Origin of the sequence: Flavobacterium sp. (assembly GCF_035456085.1) — a bacterium.
In the GTDB taxonomy this organism is placed as follows: domain Bacteria; phylum Bacteroidota; class Bacteroidia; order Flavobacteriales; family Flavobacteriaceae; genus Flavobacterium.
Window position 1 is genome coordinate 21,991 of record NZ_DATIDY010000205.1, and the last position, 18,646, is coordinate 40,636.

The following is an 18,646-nucleotide window of genomic DNA, read 5'->3' on the forward strand; positions in this document are numbered from 1 at the left end:
TTTAAAAACCTAAATCTCTTTCGATTTCATCCATTTCAATCAAATCTTGAGCTTCTAATTGGGTAGGAACAACAACAATAGATTGGGGGATTTTATTAAAATCAATATTCTCTACAACAAAGACTATAGATTTTTTTGCTTTTTTATGTTTTTTAATCAAATCTGAAAAAATTTTGATTGACTTTACATCAACAGACGCGTCTTGTGAAATATCCAAAATAAGATTATGATCTTTAAAACTATTATACTGACTGTCAATTTTTTCCAGAAATTCAACAATATTTCCTTCAGTATCTTTAATGGTGATTGTATGTCCTTTTGATGTGACTTTCATTTGTAAATTTATTGAATTTTTGAAGCTAAAAGATATATAACGGCCATTCTAATCGCAACTCCGTTTTCTACTTGATTTAAAATTACCGATTGTTGTGAGTCAGCTACATCACTGGTAATTTCGACGCCACGATTTATAGGGCCGGGATGCATAATAACAATTTCTTTATCTAATGAATCCAGTAACGCTTTATCAACTCCATATTGCTGTGCGTACTCTCTAGTTGAAGGAAAGAAATTGACATCCATTCTCTCATTCTGAACTCTTAACATATTGGCTACATCACACCACTCAAGTGCTTTGCGTAAGTTTGGTTCTACTTTTACACCTAGAGATTCGATATGTCTTGGAATAAGTGTTTTGGGTCCACAAACTTTGACTTCGGCGCCTTGCATTTGCAAAGCATATATATTTGAAAGAGCAACTCTGGAGTGCAAAATATCTCCAATAATAACCACTTTTTTTCCAGCTACATCTCCTAATTTTTCTCTAATTGAATAACTATCTAACAAAGCTTGAGTAGGGTGTTCATGAGCTCCATCACCAGCATTTACAATACTTGCTTTAACATTTTTAGACAAAAAATAAGCAGCACCTGGATTGGAATGTCTCATGACAACCATGTCTACTTTCATCGAAAGAATGTTGTTTACGGTATCTATTAATGTTTCTCCTTTTTTAACCGAAGATTGAGCAGCAGAAAAACTAATAACATCAGCGGATAATCTTTTCTGAGCTAATTCAAAAGATAGTTTTGTTCGGGTACTATTTTCGAAAAAAATATTAGCAATTGTAATATCACGTAAAGAAGGTACTTTTTTTATTGGTCGATTAATAACTTCCTTGAAATGATCGGCAGTTTCAAAAATCAGATTGATATCATTTTCATTAATATATTTAATACCTAATAAATGATTTACACTTAATTCGCTCATTATAATTTATATTTTCAATTTTATAATTTTTACAGAATGCTTATTTCCTACTCTAATTGGTTAATAAATACACTCCATCTTCTCCATCTTGATCTGCCCAACAAACCTTTACTTTTTCGCCATTAATTGCATCTACCTGACGACCGCGAAAATCGGGCTGAATAGGCAAATCTCTACTAAAACGACGATCTATCAATGCTAATAATTCTATTCCAGAAGGTCTCCCGAATGACTGAATGGCTGTTAAAGCCGCACGAATACTACGTCCAGTGTATAAAACATCATCTATAAAAATGACTTTTTTATCTTCAACCAAAAAATCAATTTGAGTTTTGTTAGCCTCCAAAGGTTTATTAGTCCTACGAAAATCATCTCTAAAAAATGTGATATCCAAATATCCTAAAGAAACATTTGGTATGTGATATTGATTCTCTAATAATTCTTTTAATCGTTCTGCCAAAAAAGTACCTCTAGGCTGGATTCCTATTAAAACAGTATCTGAAAAATCAAGATGTTTTTCAATTAATTGACAAGCCAAACGGTTCAAAATAATATTGACTTCTTTTGAATTGAGTAACACTTTTTGATTCATATCAAGTAATTATTTGTTTCTAAAAAAATTACGGCGATTGGTATCTTTTAAAATCTTAAGTAATTATTGCATTTAAAAGCATCCGTAAATTTGGTAAAGCAAATATACAAATTCGATTAAGGATTTGCTCACTTATAGTCTTTAAAAAATTGAAATGATACAAGAACTTTGCTTAATTCTATAAATGGCTTTGTGCGCTAATAAATTACTTTTGGTTTAGATAAAACTAAATCAATTACTATGAAAAATTTAATAAACAGAATTTTAGCCCTTAGCTTAGTACTCTTTTCATTTACAAGTTGTGAAGTTATTGGTGATATTTTTAAAGCAGGAATGGGCTTTGGAATTTTTATAGTTATCGCTGTCATTGCCTTAATTATATTTGTCGCTAGTAAGTTTCTAGGCAAAAAATAACTCCTATAATTTTAAAAATCATAGGAGTTTTAGTTTTAAAAATCCAAATAACTACCGCTTTTGAAGTTTTTTGAATTGCAATAAGCGAACTAATATTTATGAATAATTATCTATTAATATTAAGATGAGAGTCAACTCAAACTCTATATATATTAAAGATAACGCTTAATTATTTTGCTTTTTGAAATGGCTATTACAAATTTATCTTTTGATGCAATTTTCAAAATTTCCTCATCATTTGTATAATCTAAAGTCCAAGAAACTCCGCCATCAGTTGTTTTATATATCTTTTCTTTTAAAACTGCCCATCCGTTATTTGGATCAATGAATGTCATATTAGTAAATTTTTCACCTTTATAAATCTCACTCCAGTTATCTCCACCATCATTTGATTTTAATATTTTAGCATCTACAGAACTTGACATTAAAATCAATCCTGAATTATCTTTAAAAAACTGTATAGTAGAAATTTGTGCATCTTTATCCATAAAGATTTTTTCTTGCCAGTTATCAGAGCTACTTTTCTTATACATTATAAATGGCACATAATTAAAAGAGCCAGATACAGTAGCTCCTCTGTAGCCATATGCCCAAATATGATCATTGTCCAAATAATAAGCATCATTAACACCAATATTCGTTGATTCGATAGAATTATAAGCTTTTGTGAAATTTGTTCCATCATCAGTTGTATAAACACCACCTTTTAGATTAACAATTGTTCCTTTCTTTAAAGTTTCATCAACATTCATATATACAATCCATCCTACAGAACTACTAATCTTTGTTTTGTCAACTCCGCCCATAGGAATTTTATACAAATCAGCCGATCCATAAATTGACCAACCTTCATCGTTATTTGTTGCAAAAAAAAGACTCCCACCAAAACTTGATGCCGTTTCGGCCCATGTTTCCCATGTTTTCCCACCATCTAATGATCTTTTTACATAATTAAATGAAATTGTAGATCCTCCTGACAAAGCAGTAGTTACTTCATAATTATAATATATCGAACCATTATCTAAAATTTGAATTTTAATAATACGCGAATTCGTAGTAGGACTATTCGATACAATCCATGAACTGGCAGGATTTGCATTTAAAATAGCAATATTTCCTTTATAAGCATTTTTTACCGTATTAGTTATTTTGGTATTTGTAATAACTAATCTGAGCTGAGGGATCATATTAGTAGTTGCTGGCAAAGTAAATTTTATTGCTGTTGGTGTTGCGGAAATAATGGTTGCTTCGATACCATCAAAATACAATTTAGTGTTTTCTATTTTATCTGAAAAATTTTCTCCTGTAATAGTTATTTGCTCAGAAGGTTTTCCATAATTACTACTATAAGCTGTTATTTTTGCTTCAATCTCGGGTATTGGATCTGGAATTGGAACAGTAGGAGGAGGAGTTTCTACAACTTTTTTTTGCTCAACTTCAGGGTCACTGGAGCAACTTATTATTATTAAAGCAAATAAAATTGAAAATAATAAATTGGGGGATTTTTTCATAATAATGTTTTTTTTGCAATTATACAAAAAAAACTACAAAGGAAATCTTAAAAAATATTTCTAACAAAATATAAAAAAACCCGGTATTTTAATAACGGGTTTAAGTATTTGAATTACAAATTATACATTTTTTTCCTTTGTTCCTGAATTTTTTCATCATCCAAGTACTCATCAAATGTCATATAACGATCGATAACTCCATTTGGTGTTAACTCTACAACCCTGTTACCAACAGTTTGTGCAAATTCGTGATCATGTGTTGTAAAAATCACTGAACCTTTATAGTTTTTCAATGAATTATTGAAAGCAGTGATAGACTCCAAATCTAAGTGATTGGTAGGTTCGTCTAACATTAAGATATTAGCGCGTTCCATCATCATTCTTGACAACATACAACGGACTTTTTCTCCTCCGGATAAAACCCTACTAGTTTTTAAAGCTTCTTCACCAGAAAAAATCATTTTCCCAAGAAAACCTCTAATGTAAACTTCGTCGCGTTCTTCCTCTGTTTTTGCCCATTGGCGTAACCAATCTACCAATGTCAAATCATTTTCAAAATAAGAATGATTTTCAGCCGGTAAATAAGCTTGATTCGTTGTAATTCCCCAATCAAAAGTTCCAGAATCTGCTGGTTGATTTCCGTTCAAAATTTCATAGAATGCAGTTGTAGCACGTGAATCTTTCGAGAAAAGAACGATTTTATCACCTTTAGCCATATTCAAATCCACATCTTTAAATAAAACCTCACCATCTACAGAAGCTGAAAGGTTTTGCACATTCAAGATTTGATCTCCAGCTTCTCGATCCTGATCAAAAATGATAGCTGGATAACGACGGCTAGAAGGCTTAATTTCGGCAATATTCAATTTAGAAATCATTTTTTTACGGGACGTAGCCTGTTTAGATTTGGCAACGTTCGCAGAAAAACGACGAATAAATTCCTCTAGTTCTTGTTTCTTTTCTTCAGCTTTTTTGTTTTGTTGTGCTCGTTGTTTAGCCGCTAATTGGCTAGACTCATACCAAAAAGTATAATTTCCGGAATAGTGGTTTATTTTACCAAAATCAATATCCGAAATATGTGTACAAACCGCATCCAAAAAGTGACGGTCGTGAGAAACCACAATTACCGTATTTTCATAGTTTGCCAAGAAGTTTTCTAACCAACCAATTGTTTCAAAATCCAAGTCGTTGGTAGGCTCATCCATAATCAATAAATCAGGATTTCCAAAAAGCGCCTGTGCCAAAAGCACACGAACTTTCATTTTTCCTTCCATATCACCCATCAAAGTATAATGGTTTTCTTCGGTGATACCCAAGTTAGATAACATCGCAGCTGCATCAGAATCCGCATTCCATCCGTTCATTTCTTCAAACTGAACTTGTAATTCTCCAATTCTATCAGCATTAGCATCATTGTAATCAAGATAAAGTGCATCCATCTCTGTTTTGACAGCATATAGAACTTTATTCCCCATCATTACAGTTTCTAATACCGTATGTTCATCAAACATATTGTGATTTTGATTTAAAACCGACATACGTTTTCCTGGTTCTAAAAAAACATTTCCCGAAGTTGGATCGATATCTCCTGAAATTATTTTAAGAAAAGTAGATTTTCCAGCACCATTGGCTCCAATTACTCCGTAAATATTTCCGTGTGTAAAAGTTGTATTTACTTCGTCGAACAAAATTCGCTTACCAAACTGTACTGATAAATTATTGACTGTTAACATGAATGTTTCTTGATTAAAATTTTGCGCAAAAGTATGAAAAAATTACGAACTAAGATATGAGATATATGAATTACAAATCATAAATCATCCATTTGGCTTTTAATTTTATTTAGATTTTTTCACGCTATCAATCGCATCAACCATTCCGTTTTGGCTTTTATCTAAAGTAAGTTCCCAAAACATAATTCCGCCTAATTTCTTTTTTATAGCGTAGTTAGTTTTTTCTTTTACAGAAGTAATATCATCTCCTGTAGCAAATGATTTTTCTTTTTCATTGTACCAATACGGAGCTTTCGCCTTTGCATCCCAGTAATGATTCCAACCATTTTCTTTGGTAAAAGTGGTTTCATAATCCTTGAAATTAACTCCATTAGTAGCTACACCAGATTGATATAATCCATTGTTAACATTGGCGACATCTTTCCAAACTCTGGTATAAAATGCTGCTCCGATTACTAGTTTATTTGCTGGGATTCCTAAGTTTAGTAAAAATTCTACTGCGCGATTTGTCGATTCTTCCAAAGCACTGGTACTAAATAAAGGTGTATGATGACCGGTAACTTTTGAATATCCATTTACCAAATCATAACTCATAATATTTACACGATCTACCAATAGCATTATTTTTTTCCATTCAACAGATTCATCTAAATATTTTTGGAAACCGCCAGCTGCGAAACTCAACTCGTTATTGGTTCCTAATTCTTTTCTAAGCAAAACAATAAGATCAGTAAAATTCTCTTTGTCGGCTTTTTGATACAAATGTCCAGGATGTCCCTCTATTGTTGGATACTCCCAGTCCAAATCCAAGCCATCACATTTAAAATAATTGTTGATCTCTTTTACAGATTTTGCAAAAATCAATCTTTTTTCAGCAGAAGCAAAAACCTCAGAGCAAGGTTCACATCCGCCCCAACCGCCTAGAGACAACATGATTTTTAATTTAGGATTTTTATCTTTCAACGTAACCAAATGTTTAATCGTTATTGAATCTTTGGCATTATCAACACTTAATTTTGCGTCTTTTAGATGACAAAAACTAAAAATAATATGCGTTAGTTTTGAAGCATCATATTCATCTATTTGCTTATCATCACCCATATAATAAGCAATAACAGACAACTCATTTTTATTTTGCCCCGAAACAAATAAAGGGATTAGAAGTAGTAAAAAATATAATTTAAAGTTTTTCATTTTATAATTTTTAAAATATTAATATCTAAATATAATTATCGTAGGAGTGAAAAATGACCTTTTGTAAATCTTCCGTCCAATAACCGTAAAGTGTACCAATAATCATCAGCTGGCAAAGGAAGTCTGTTGAATGTACCATCCCACCCTACTTCTTTCGGTGAAAGTTGTTTTAGAAGCTTACCAAACCGGTCAAATATAGATATGATTGCATTTGAATTAGCCGAAGTGTTTAAATCCCAAATATTCCAATAATCATGAAATCCATCTCCGTTTGGAGTAAAATATTTTGGTGCTCCCAAAACAGAAATTGTTTTCTGCAAAATGCCACAGCCATTTAGGTCTTTTATGTACAACTCATGTATCCCTGTCGAAACATCATCAAAAACTGGAGACGTTTGATAATTTCCTGAAATATTGTCCAGAGAATATTCATAAGTTCCTAGTCCTTGTACAGAAATAGTAACATTTTTTATTTCGTCAAAATCGTCTATTATAACTTCTGAAACTTTGGCAATCTCAGAACTATTAACTGTAAAAACGCGCTCTTTAGTACATTCGCTTTGATTTTTAACCACCACTTTATAAATTCCAGACTCATGAACATCGATCTCAGAAGTAGTTTCTCCATTAGGAAACCATTTGTATTGGTAATTAATTAATTCGGCTTGTGGAATTCCCGTTTTTAATTTTATTGTATCGTCTGTTTTATTTAAACATAAAAACAGCGTTTCATTTTCGCCAAGATTAGGTAAAGGATTAACTTTTAACTCAATAGTATTAATACCTATACAATCATTTTCATTTTCTACTCTAGCATATACCTTTTGCTGATAAGCTTGTGTATTTGTAAAACTTGAAGATATTGGGCTTTGAGATAATAATGCATTATCCAATGTTTGATAATAAGTAACTCTGTTACCATTAGTTTCGAAACCCGCATCAGCCAGATTAAACTTTACGGTTCCGTCAGCTATTCCATCATTATCACATTTTTCTAATGTTTCCGTTAAAGTTACACCTTTTTTTACTTTCAAATCTACAGTTGTAAAAGCATAACAAGCAGTAGTTTTATTTGTCACCTTAGCGAATATTGTTTGTGGATTTGAAGTATTAGTATAGAAAACATTTAAAGGATTTACACCATTTTGAGCATCTGGATTGTTAGCGTAAAATTCCACAGCAAATGAAGGATCTTTTAATGTCAATGCATCAGATGCCTCCATAAGGTTAAATATCCTAAAATCACTAGGTGGTGTATCAATATCGCACTGTGTTAATTGCACAGGTTTTACATTTGGCAGTGTTTTATTTATAATTAATTTGAAAGGTTTATAAACACTACAAAGCGATTTAGTATCTACTATTTTGGCATAAATTGTTTCTTCCTGATAGGCGATTTTGTTGATATAATCTTTAGGCAAGGTAACAATATCATTCGGTTGCGGATGATAGGTTACAACTCTATTTGGATTATTATCTTGTAGCAACAAATCATTTTTACCCAAATTAAAATGAACAAAACCTGTTTGATTTATATCACAACCCGCAATATTCAATGGATACGGAGTTTGTAGTTGCTCAACCGTGAAAAAGATTTCATCAACAACAAAACATTTTGAAACAGTATTGGTTAATCTAATGTAACCTTTTTGGGGACTCTCTGTGTTTCGAAATCCATTCGGCAATCTTCGAAGATCCTTTATGGCATCCGAATTACTCAGGTAAAAAGAAGCTTCAACATTGTTTTGATTCCCAACAGCAATTTCAGCAATTTCATTTAAATCAAAATTTGTGATGAAATCATTTACACCATCCGATTCGCAGGTTTTAGCAATATAACTACCGAATGTTTTAGGGGTTTTTATTTCAGGCGGAGCGTCTATTGTGGCTGTTCCATTAAAATCAATTGAAAACTTATCATAAGGCGCGCCTGCATCCATAACAACTATATAATAACTTTCACCAGCTTTTACATCCAACATTTCTAAAAAGCCATTCCCTTCATTAGACTCTCTACTAACTCCGGAAGCAATTGGAATTAATCCTGTTACATTTTTCGCTGAATGTATTTCGGTTGGCGAGGTATATGAACAACGAATAGATTGTCCTATATTGCCACAATTAACGTTTGGACCAAAAACAAAAAAATTCAAATCAGCTTTTGGATCATTACTTTTTGGAGTTAGAACAAAACCAAAACTTCCTCCTGTTACAATAGTCACCTTTAACCATATCATTGGAGAATGAACATAATTTCCACAACTTACATGTCCTACAAACTGTGAATCATCTGGATACGTTTTTATTACACCGTTAAAAGTTGTATTACCACATATAGTGAGAGCACTAGCACAATCTCCTTGTGAAAAAGATATTTGGGTTAGTAAAATGAAGCTAAATGCAATTATTTTTTTGATATGTATCATTAGCAGATTAAATATTATAACACGCTTATTCTTATAAAAAACAAAATATTTCAAAAAAAACCTGGTAACAAATTACCAGGTTCTTATATTGTTTTATTGAAAAAACAATAGCAATTCAAAATAAAGATTTCAATGCAAAATACAAATAACCAAACTCAATCTTAGCAATTACAAACTTCAATTTTTGAATTTCAATTTAGGCTTGAACTAATTTTTTCAAGCTATTATATACTGCCAATTCTACATCGGCATGTTCTTTAGAATTACATTTTTCAAGTAAATCATTTAACAGAGAAACATCTACATTTTGTTTCTTTTCTATTTTTAGTAAAAGTTGTTGTGAAATATCACTCAAATTTTTAGACAAAGGCAAAACTGGCTGTACAAGCGGTGCATTAGTACTTAACGTTTTTAAATCAGTATCCATTTTGATCCATTTGTTTAAAAAAGAGATAACTATTATCTGATTATCAGTCGATTTATTATTTAAAAAATTAGAAACGGCTTGATTAAATTCTAATGCATCTGAAGCATCAGGAGTACAGACATCCGCAAATAAGGTCAATGGAGAATACATTTTATATTCAGTCCCTTCATTGTTTCTGGTATATCCTTTTAAAGGTTCACAAACATTCGATAGATCGAGTAATGCATCACTTTTTTGATTATTGCTAATGTTTCGCAATAAACCTTCTTTACTTTTTAAATGCAACAGTCCTAATTCTTCTAATCTAAACGAAACTGTTTTCAATCTTTTGCGCAAATTATTAATATCGGTAACCTTTTCATCAGACCAAAAACGTTCAGCAATAGCAGCTGCTCGTGGCCAAATTCTAGAATCAATTGTAGCTGGAGTCGCCAATTCGCTCCACATAGTTGCTTCACCTCCCAATATTCTTGCTTTTTCCTCATCAGTTAAAACCACATTTTTCGGCATTGGATCAACTGAATAATGGCTTTCGATTGGATACATTAAATCAATATAATATCCATTAGACAAAACGGTTTTATAACCACCTTTTACAGCTTCAACTAATGATTTTCCTGCCGCTAGTCCTTCATTAGCACCTTTCCAGGAATGAATTATCGCGTCTTTAGACATATTCTTGGTCATAATTTCTTCCCACCCCATTAATTCCTTATTGTGTTTTTTAAGCATTGGAACTAATTGCATAGTGAAATATGTTTGCAATTCATGGTTATTAGCCAAATTATGTTTCTTTTTGAATTCTTGAATTTTTGGATTAGCATCCCAATCTTTACCTTCATTTTCGTCCCCTCCAATATGGAAAAATTTACCTGGAAACAACGGACAAACCTCATCAAAAATACTGCTTAATATCTCATAGGTTTTTGGATTTGAAGGATCGAGCGTAGGCGAAAAAATCCCTGCATTTCTCTCAACAGTATAAGTTTGTTCTTGTTTTAATTGCTGTCCTTTTTCAGTAGAACCAACATTTAAATTCACTACTTTGCTACCAATTTCTGGATAAGCTGTCAAAATAGCTGAGCCATGGCCTGGAACATCTATTTCTGGTACAACCAAAATTCCTCTATCCGCCGCATATTTTACAATATTCTTAATTTCTTCTTGTGTATAATACAAACCATCCGAAGCTTTTTCGATTAGTTTTTTATTTTTTTTCATTTCAATTCTCCAACCTTGATCGTCTACCAAATGCCAGTGAAAAACATTCATTTTAACAGCTGCCATTGCATCCAAATTACGTTTTATAACATCAACTGGCATAAAATGTCTGGCACCATCAATCATCAAACCACGCCAGGTAAACCTTGGAAAATCTGAAATTTTTGAAACAGGAAAATAAAATGAATTACTATTATTTTGCAATAATTGCAATAAAGTTTCAAGCGCATGTAAAGCACCAACGTCTGTAGTTGCACTAATGGTAATTTTATTTGGAGTTACATCTAATAAATAACTTTCGTCCTCGTACAATTCAATTTCTGCTGCCCGAACACAATTAATTTGCAATTGAGCGTTGGGAACTTCATTTAGTCCCGTTACAAATCCCTGGTTAAAAAACATTCCTGTCCTTCCATCCAATCGTCTCAAAAAGTTAGTTGCACCCGTAAAAATTCTAGAATTTGGAGCTCCTGTAATATTTACTTTGAAATTCTTTGTCAATACAAATGAACCTTGACTAACAGAAACATTTTGAGGCCAAGGCATAAGATTGAGTTGTTCTTTTGTTACTTGAGCGGAAGAAATAATTGAGGCAAAAAGGAAAAAAAAGATGTATTTCATTTTATAAAGAAATAAATTAAAAAAATTAGTGCTGAATTTTGATTTACAGTTAGTTAAAACGTAAAATCCAGCACTTAATTAACACAAAACAAACATGCGGTATTTTAGTAGTCAAAACGTTTAAAAGCTTCGATAGCCTCATATTCGGCAAGACCTAATTGATCATATAATCTAGCTGTATTTTTATTTCGATCCTCAGCTCTAACCCAAAATTCTCTGGAATCATTTCCTTGGAACATTACTCTGTCTTTTTGCGATTGGTGGTATAAAATAGCCTGACGTTTCGACAACACTTCGTCTGGACTCAATGGAACTGCCATATCAATTTCATGAATATCCCATTCGTGCCAAGCACCTCTGTATAACCATAACCAACAGTCGTTCATAAATGGTTTTGATTTTAAATCTTTTAAGGCAGCAAATATGGCGTTCAGACACACTTCATGCGTACCATGTGGATCAGCAAGATCTCCAGCAGCAAATATTTGGTGAGGTTTGATTTTTTCGATAATATCTTTTACAATAGCAATATCTTCAGGTCCTAAAGGTTTCTTTTGAATTACTCCTGTTTCATAAAATGGCATATCTAAAAAGTGTGTATTTTCATCTTTCAAGCCAATATATCTAGTCGCCGCATAAGATTCGCGACGTCTAATCAAGCCTTTTAATTTTCGAACTTCCTCTGTATCGCTTTGGCCAATTGTTTTAGAGTTGATTGAATCAATTACTGCTTGAAAATTAATTCCAGATTTGTCACCTTCTACAAAATCATTACATACTTCGGCAAATTTTAAAGCCTCATCATCAGTTACAGCAATGTTACCTGAAGTTTGATAAACCACATGCACATCATGACCTTGTTTAATTAATTTTGCAAAAGTTCCACCCATTGAGATCACATCATCATCTGGATGTGGACTGAAAAGGATCACTCTTTTCTGAGCAGGAGTGGCTCTCTCCGGACGGAAAGAATCATCGGTATTTGGTTTCCCGCCTGGCCATCCTGTAATGGTATGCTGAAGCACATTAAACATATTGATATTCAAATCATAAGCAGAACTTCCTGCTGCCAATAAATCAGACATACCATTGTTGTTGTAATCTCTGTCAGTTAATTTCAAAATCGACTGATTCGTATGTTGACAAAGCCAAACAATTGCTTTACTTTTTAGTTCTGGAGTCCAAATACACTCACCTACCAACCAAGGAGTTTCCAGACGAGTCAACTCTGAAGCTGCTCCTTCATCTAAAACAAATGTGGTATTGTTATGATTTTGCAAAAATGTCGCTGGAACTTCTGAACTAATATCACCTTGAATAGTCCTTTTTATTATTGAAGCTTTGTTTTGTCCCCAAGCCATCAAAACAATTCTTTTGGATCTAAGAATTGTTGAAACTCCCATTGTGATTGCTTTTTTCGGTACATTTCCAATTCCATTAAAATCTCCCGAAGCATCTACTTTGGTAATATGATCCAAAGTAATAATTCTTGTTCCTGAGTTGATATGTGATCCTGGCTCATTGAAACCTACGTGACCCGTACGTCCAATTCCCAGCAATTGAAAATCTAGTCCGCCAGCATTTTTAATATTCATTTCATAATCAACACAAAACTGATTTAAGTCTTCTAAAGCTACAGTTCCATCAGGAATATTTATATTTTCTGGTCTAATATCAACATGATTAAAAAGATGCTGATGCATGAAGTAATGATAACTTTGGTTACTTTCCTTTGGCATCGGATAATACTCATCTAAGTTGAAAGTAATAACATTATCAAAACTCAACCCTTCCTCTTTATGCATACGAACCAATTCTTGGTACACTTTTATAGGAGATGAACCAGTTGCCAAGCCCAGTACACATTTTTTGCCTTTTTCTTGTTTGGTACGAATTAAATCTGCTATCTCTTGGGCAACAATTATTGAAGCATCGGCAGCATTTTTAAAAATTACGTTATGGATTTTTTCAAAACGGGTGTCTTCAAACTGACCTGCTTTTTTGAAGCTTATATCATTACCTAAGTTTACTGTAGTTCTCATGTTATTATCTATTATATTTTCCATTGCTATAAGAAGTTTATATTACTTTATTAAAAAAATCGACTGATTTTGATAAAGGTACACATACTTCTATTTTTTAATTAATCCTTTAATTTCTATTTAACACAAACTGTATTGTGTGTTTTGTATATGTAAATTTTATTCTATTAAAATAAAAAGAAATTTCGATAGTAATAAGCTCTTAAAACAAAGTGAAACACCTTACAAATCGGAGCGATTGGTTTTATAACCTTTTAAATTCTAGTCGATTTTCATACAAAGCTATGAGGTCTATGTTCTTCAAAAAAATAAATTAAACCAACACACTTTTTTTTTAAACCAACGACATCTTTCAATCAACAATGTGGTTTTACTAACAAAATGATACTATTATTATTGAAACATAAAAGAAATTTTGATAGTAATAAGCTCTTAAACAAAGTAAAACACTTTAGGAATCAGAGCGATTGGCTAAATAGCCTTTACTGTTATTCAATTAAAAAAATCTTGCAGCATCTTTTAATTCATTCTTTTTTTATATCCAGACAGGCACAACACCTGTCTGGAATAAAAATTATAAGTTATTATATTCTTTTTTTAGAAATTTGATCCTGTAGTATCCCACCAAAGTCTGGTTCCTCCATTGTCTGGACCTCCTAATTTTGCTAGTCCTGTTTCAACACCACCAGGGTTTCCGTCTTTTTCAGACTGAACAAAATTTACTCTACGTACACCATATTGAGTAGTGATTAATCCACCGCTCGTATTATGCACTACTCTAAATAATTTAGGATAGCCAGTTCTTCTGTATTCAGACCAAGCTTCTTGTCCTTCTGGGAAGTTCGCAATCCATTTTTGAGTAATAATTTTTTGCAATTTTACTTCATTTCCGGCAGCATCATCCCATGCAACTGTTACATTATTTACGGCAACAGCATTATTAGCAGCATCTTTAACATCGACAAAATTCACTGCAGTCTTAACATTATCAGCTATATAAGAAGATGCTCCTGAAACACCATGTTGTGTAAATGATGCCGTAACACCCGCTTCGTATAAAGATTGAGCCGATCCTCCCATATTCCATCCTCTTAATGCACCTTCAGCTCTTAAGAAATATACTTCGGCTGTAGTCATTAACACTTTTTGATTTGACTCAACAACAGAACCAATTTCAGACATACCAGTACGATCAGATTTAGCAATCATATTAATACCAGTGCGAATACCTCTGTATTGACCAGGAAAATCAGCTGAAGCTTTAAAAAATTTACTAAGTCTTGGGTCTGAATACCCAACCATAATAGATTCCATATCTGCAGACATTCTAATATCTCCCCAAGCTGAAGAAATAGTTAATATCGGATCAATATAATCTGGAATAATAACTTTAGCAATATCAGCATTAGTTGTTAATACTCCGAATGAGTTGCTAATTGCTTTTTCAGCTTCAGTTTTTGCCAATGCTGGTTTAATTTTCACAATTCTCATTGCTAAACGTAGACGCAATGAATTTGCATATTTAATCCATTGTTTGTAATCACCGGCATAAGCAGTCATATCAATTTTTGCAAAAGACGTAGCTTCACCAGCATTTACTCGTTTAGTCAATTCTGCAACCGCAAAATCTAGTTCAGAAAACATTTTAGTATACACTTCTTCCTGTGAATCATAAGGAATTGTTGCATTAGTAGTTCCAAATTGAGAATATACGATTGGTCCAAATACATCAGTAACTCTGTGCATTCCTTCTACCTTTAGAATCAAAGAAATTGCATAAAACTGATCATATTTTCCTTTAGTGCTTTGCTCAATTTTAAGCGCATTTGCCATTACATCAGTGTATGGTAAACTCCATATGAAACCGTTCCAACCATCAACCAAGTTATAATTTGAATTATCTCCTGCTGCTCCTTTAAAAGGCGTTGGCGTTGCCATATAACCTGACCATATGTCAGCGCTTAAGTTCTGTTGCAATTGATATTTCCAATGTAATGTATTAAAAATACCTGTAAACATAGTAGTAAAAGGAACCTTTACGTGGTTAAAATCTTGTTCAAGATTTTCAGCAGTGATTCCGGTTGGGTTCGTATTAATTTCATTGAAATCACTTGTACAACTTACTGCGGCAAGTAATGTTGCACAAATAGCAGTTGTTTTTATTTTATTTAGTATCATGATGATATATGATTAAAAAGTTACATTTAAATTAAGACCGATACTTCTTGTAGATGGAGCTGCATAAACATCAATCCCCTGAAGCCCATTACCAGTACTCAAAGAAATATTTGGATCAAATGGTGCATCTTTGTAGAAAAAGAATAAGTTTCTACCCACTACAGATAAATTAGCTGCTTTGAAAATTTTACTGTTTTTAAAATCAAAAGTATATCCTAAAGATAATTCTCTTAAACTAACATTTGTAGCATTATAAACATACTCACCTGTTGCACCTTCTCTACCACCAACTTGGCTATAATAACTTTCAGCTGGGTATTTTCCTGCATAAGCTTGTCCAGCTTTTGTAGTTCCAGGAGCATAAACTGCATTGATTGCAACTCCACCAGCATCTCTAGCATCACCAGTTGTTTGAGAAACACCAAATTTGTCATTTAAAGCTTCTGTCATACTCATTACATCTCCTCCAAAACGTCCGTCAATTGTAAAGTTTAAGAATATTTTACCAAATTTGAAAGAGTTTGAAAAACCTAACATATAATCAGGATTTGCATTTCCTACTTCTTCAAAATCAGTTTTTTGAATTGAACCATCTTCATTCAATAATACTCTTCCTTGATCATCTCTCTTCAAATTAATTCCTTCAATAACTCCAAACGGACGGCCATTGATTAATGAATATCTGTAGCTATTCACACCTGGTTGAGTCAAAATAACGGTACCACCTAATTCTTCAGGTAATCCAGAAACCTCATTAGTATTTTTAGAATAGTTTACACTAGCATCCCATTTAAATTGATCGTTATCAATAATTTTAGCAGAAGCAACTACTTCGATACCACGGTTTTTAATTACACCGCCGTTGTAAGCATAATTTTGGTAACCATAAGGATTGGTTGCTGGAGCAGGAATAGTAAGCAATTGGTCTTTTGTCTCATTATTGTAATATGTCAACTCTATTCCAAATCTATTATCTACAAATCTCCATTCAGTACCTAATTCGTATGAAGATTGATTTTCAGGTTTTAATGTTGTACCTGGTCTTGGACCAACAGTTGGATTAATGTTCTGTGGATTTACAGCATTATAACCATAAGTTGGTGAAGTATAAAACGGAGGAATATCATTACCTACTTGTGCATAAGAAGCACGAACTTTAGCAAACGAAATAGATTCTGGCATTTTAAACATTTCGCTCAAAAGTGCAGTTACACCTACAGATGGATAAAAGAATGAAACATTCCCAGTATTAGCCAATGTAGAAGACCAGTCGTTACGACCTGTAACATCTAAATATAACATGTTTTTGTAACCAAAAGTTGCTGCAGCAAAAACAGATTGTTGCTCTCTGCGGAAACCATAATTTTGAAAATTACCAGAGTTAGAATTAAAATTATGAAGCGTGAACCAGTTTGTAATTCCTAAACCTTTTGGATCAGAATCCAAAACTGTTTCATCATTAAGTGAAGTCTTTGTAAAACTTGTCCCTACGTTTGCAAAAAAAGTAAGATCTTCAGTTATTTTTGTATTAATCGTAGCAATTAAATCACCATAATTTTGAGAACTCACATCGCTAATATCAATATATCTACCGTTAGCATGAGATAAAGTACCTTGAGTAGTAGCATAAATTTCTTTTTCAAATTGAGAATTAACTCTATCGTAATTATATCTAGATCCAATAGAAAGCCAATCATTCACTTTGTAATTCAATCCTACAGCACCATTAAAATATTGATTGCCATCTTTAGATTCATTACGTTTCAATCCCCAATATGGATTTTGCTCAATATCTCTATCTGTCATCCAATTTTGAGCCATTAAATTTCTAGTAGGATCAAAAACTTCAAAATTATTTTTATAATATTCAAAATCTTTTCCTCTAGGCATTAAATAAAGACCTGTAAGTGGATTAAAATACAAACCACTAGTTGGTCTGTTTGTCACATATTGTGATGTGTAGTTTGCATTAGCATTAACAGTTAATTTATCTCCGAAGAATTTACCTGTTTGTCTAAGGCTAAAGTTATTTTTGCTCAACTTATTAGTTGGTAAAACTCCATTAGCAGATGTATTAGCATAAGATACATTTGTAGAAGAATTTGAAGAAGCAGTTGAAAAACCAAAGGAAGATATTTGAGTTACACCTGTATCAAAAAAGTCTCTTGTATGATCTGGACTACTTTGCGCTGCTCCCCATGATTCATCTGCACCTGGTTTTGCGATGTAAGATGTTTGGAATTTAGGCAAATAAGCTGCCGTTTCTACAGTAGTATTTGAAGATACTTTAAAGGTTGAAACTCCTTCTTTTGCTTTTTTTGATGTTAATAAAATTACACCTCTAGCACCTTGGCTACCGTACAAAGCCGCTGCAGAAGCACCTTTAAGCACTGTCATTCCATCATAATCGTCTGGATTTAATAATCCGATAACATCGCCACCATCACGGTTACCACCTTGTGTAGAACCAAATGTATCGTTTGGCTGAATAGATGATATGTTCAACATTGGAACACCATCCACAACATATAGGGGGTTATTGTTAGTTGTTGATGAGTTTCCACGAATAGTAACTTTTGTAGAACCTCCTGAACCTCCAGCACTTTTAGTAACAGCAACTCCGGCAATTTTACCCGCAATTGTATTAATAAGATTTGGATCTTTTGCTCTAACTAATTCTTCTCCTTTTAATTCTTGGGCTGAATAAGTCAAAGATTTTTTAGATTTTTTGATACCTAAAGAAGTTACAACCACTTCTGTCAAAGCTGTACTGCCAGACTCGGTTAATTGAACCTTAACAGTATCAGACTCTCCTACTGTTATAGTCTTAGTTTCATATCCTAAATATGAAATTTCCAAAATAGCACCAGTTTTAGTCTCAATAGTAAAGCTACCATCAAAATCTGTGGTAGTACCTTTTTTTGACTCTCCTTTCACTGTAACATTTGCTGAAGGTAAAGGCATACCTTTAGCATCAGAAACCAAACCCTTGATCGTTTTTACCTGCGCAAGGGTAAC

Annotated in this window: 12 protein-coding genes; 1 reads left to right on the forward strand and 11 read right to left on the reverse strand. The window is 32.8% G+C overall.

Going from position 1 to position 18,646, the window contains the following annotated elements; all coding sequences use genetic code 11:
* Window position 1: 1 nt before the first annotated feature.
* From VLC96_RS15610 to pyrR, 3 genes are read right to left on the reverse strand one after another with little or no spacing between them, the layout of a single operon-like run.
* Window positions 2–334, reverse strand: coding sequence for a ribonuclease Z (locus VLC96_RS15610; RefSeq protein ID WP_325264394.1), 333 nt, complete (start codon window positions 332–334; stop codon window positions 2–4).
* An 8-nt stretch (window positions 335–342) separates the two neighbouring features.
* On the reverse strand, window positions 343–1,269 hold the full coding sequence (locus VLC96_RS15615) for an aspartate carbamoyltransferase catalytic subunit (protein WP_325264397.1): 927 nt from the start codon (window positions 1,267–1,269) through the stop codon (window positions 343–345).
* Window positions 1,270–1,321: 52 nt separating this feature from the next.
* On the reverse strand, window positions 1,322–1,861 hold the full coding sequence (gene pyrR / locus VLC96_RS15620) for a bifunctional pyr operon transcriptional regulator/uracil phosphoribosyltransferase PyrR (protein ID WP_325264398.1): 540 nt from the start codon (window positions 1,859–1,861) through the stop codon (window positions 1,322–1,324).
* 240 nt (window positions 1,862–2,101) lie between these two features.
* Here pyrR and VLC96_RS15625 point away from each other — a divergent pair, with 240 nt between their 5' ends.
* On the forward strand, window positions 2,102–2,275 hold the full coding sequence (locus VLC96_RS15625; RefSeq protein ID WP_325264400.1) for a hypothetical protein: 174 nt from the start codon (window positions 2,102–2,104) through the stop codon (window positions 2,273–2,275).
* 152 nt (window positions 2,276–2,427) lie between these two features.
* Here VLC96_RS15625 and VLC96_RS15630 read toward each other — a convergent pair whose 3' ends face one another.
* The 8 genes from VLC96_RS15630 to VLC96_RS15665 all read right to left on the reverse strand — a co-directional run.
* Window positions 2,428–3,786, reverse strand: coding sequence for an IPT/TIG domain-containing protein (locus tag VLC96_RS15630; RefSeq protein ID WP_325264401.1), 1,359 nt, complete (start codon window positions 3,784–3,786; stop codon window positions 2,428–2,430).
* Between the two features lie 113 nt (window positions 3,787–3,899).
* Entirely contained in the window at window positions 3,900–5,519 is a 1,620-nt protein-coding gene (locus tag VLC96_RS15635; RefSeq protein WP_325264402.1) for an ABC-F family ATP-binding cassette domain-containing protein, read from the reverse strand.
* Window positions 5,520–5,624: 105 nt separating this feature from the next.
* Window positions 5,625–6,713: a glycoside hydrolase family 18 protein gene (locus VLC96_RS15640; RefSeq protein WP_325264403.1), complete on the reverse strand. Its 1,089-nt coding sequence runs from the start codon at window positions 6,711–6,713 to the stop codon at window positions 5,625–5,627.
* 35 nt (window positions 6,714–6,748) lie between these two features.
* Window positions 6,749–9,139, reverse strand: coding sequence for a T9SS type B sorting domain-containing protein (locus tag VLC96_RS15645; RefSeq protein WP_325264405.1), 2,391 nt, complete (start codon window positions 9,137–9,139; stop codon window positions 6,749–6,751).
* 196 nt (window positions 9,140–9,335) lie between these two features.
* On the reverse strand, window positions 9,336–11,408 hold the full coding sequence (locus VLC96_RS15650) for a beta-N-acetylhexosaminidase (RefSeq protein ID WP_325264407.1): 2,073 nt from the start codon (window positions 11,406–11,408) through the stop codon (window positions 9,336–9,338).
* A 104-nt stretch (window positions 11,409–11,512) separates the two neighbouring features.
* Window positions 11,513–13,450 carry a glucosamine-6-phosphate deaminase gene (gene nagB, locus VLC96_RS15655; protein ID WP_325264413.1) on the reverse strand — a complete coding sequence of 646 codons (1,938 nt, stop codon included), beginning with the start codon at window positions 13,448–13,450 and terminating at the stop codon, window positions 11,513–11,515.
* Window positions 13,451–14,047: 597 nt separating this feature from the next.
* On the reverse strand, window positions 14,048–15,628 hold the full coding sequence (locus tag VLC96_RS15660) for a RagB/SusD family nutrient uptake outer membrane protein (protein ID WP_325264409.1): 1,581 nt from the start codon (window positions 15,626–15,628) through the stop codon (window positions 14,048–14,050).
* A 12-nt stretch (window positions 15,629–15,640) separates the two neighbouring features.
* On the reverse strand, window positions 15,641–18,646 hold a 3,006-nt coding region (locus VLC96_RS15665), incomplete at its 5' end, for a SusC/RagA family TonB-linked outer membrane protein (RefSeq protein ID WP_325264410.1).

What these genes read in the sequence shown, in the direction of transcription:
- VLC96_RS15610 (WP_325264394.1), bottom strand. Translation starts at nt 334, where the DNA reads ATGAAAGTCACATCAAAAGGACATACAATCACCATTAAAGATACTGAA.
- VLC96_RS15615 (WP_325264397.1), bottom strand. Translation starts at nt 1,269, where the DNA reads ATGAGCGAATTAAGTGTAAATCATTTATTAGGTATTAAATATATTAAT.
- pyrR (WP_325264398.1), bottom strand. Translation starts at nt 1,861, where the DNA reads ATGAATCAAAAAGTGTTACTCAATTCAAAAGAAGTCAATATTATTTTG.
- VLC96_RS15625 (WP_325264400.1), top strand. Translation starts at nt 2,102, where the DNA reads ATGAAAAATTTAATAAACAGAATTTTAGCCCTTAGCTTAGTACTCTTT.
- VLC96_RS15630 (WP_325264401.1), bottom strand. Translation starts at nt 3,786, where the DNA reads ATGAAAAAATCCCCCAATTTATTATTTTCAATTTTATTTGCTTTAATA.
- VLC96_RS15635 (WP_325264402.1), bottom strand. Translation starts at nt 5,519, where the DNA reads ATGTTAACAGTCAATAATTTATCAGTACAGTTTGGTAAGCGAATTTTG.
- VLC96_RS15640 (WP_325264403.1), bottom strand. Translation starts at nt 6,713, where the DNA reads ATGAAAAACTTTAAATTATATTTTTTACTACTTCTAATCCCTTTATTT.
- VLC96_RS15645 (WP_325264405.1), bottom strand. Translation starts at nt 9,139, where the DNA reads ATGATACATATCAAAAAAATAATTGCATTTAGCTTCATTTTACTAACC.
- VLC96_RS15650 (WP_325264407.1), bottom strand. Translation starts at nt 11,408, where the DNA reads ATGAAATACATCTTTTTTTTCCTTTTTGCCTCAATTATTTCTTCCGCT.
- nagB (WP_325264413.1), bottom strand. Translation starts at nt 13,450, where the DNA reads ATGAGAACTACAGTAAACTTAGGTAATGATATAAGCTTCAAAAAAGCA.
- VLC96_RS15660 (WP_325264409.1), bottom strand. Translation starts at nt 15,628, where the DNA reads ATGATACTAAATAAAATAAAAACAACTGCTATTTGTGCAACATTACTT.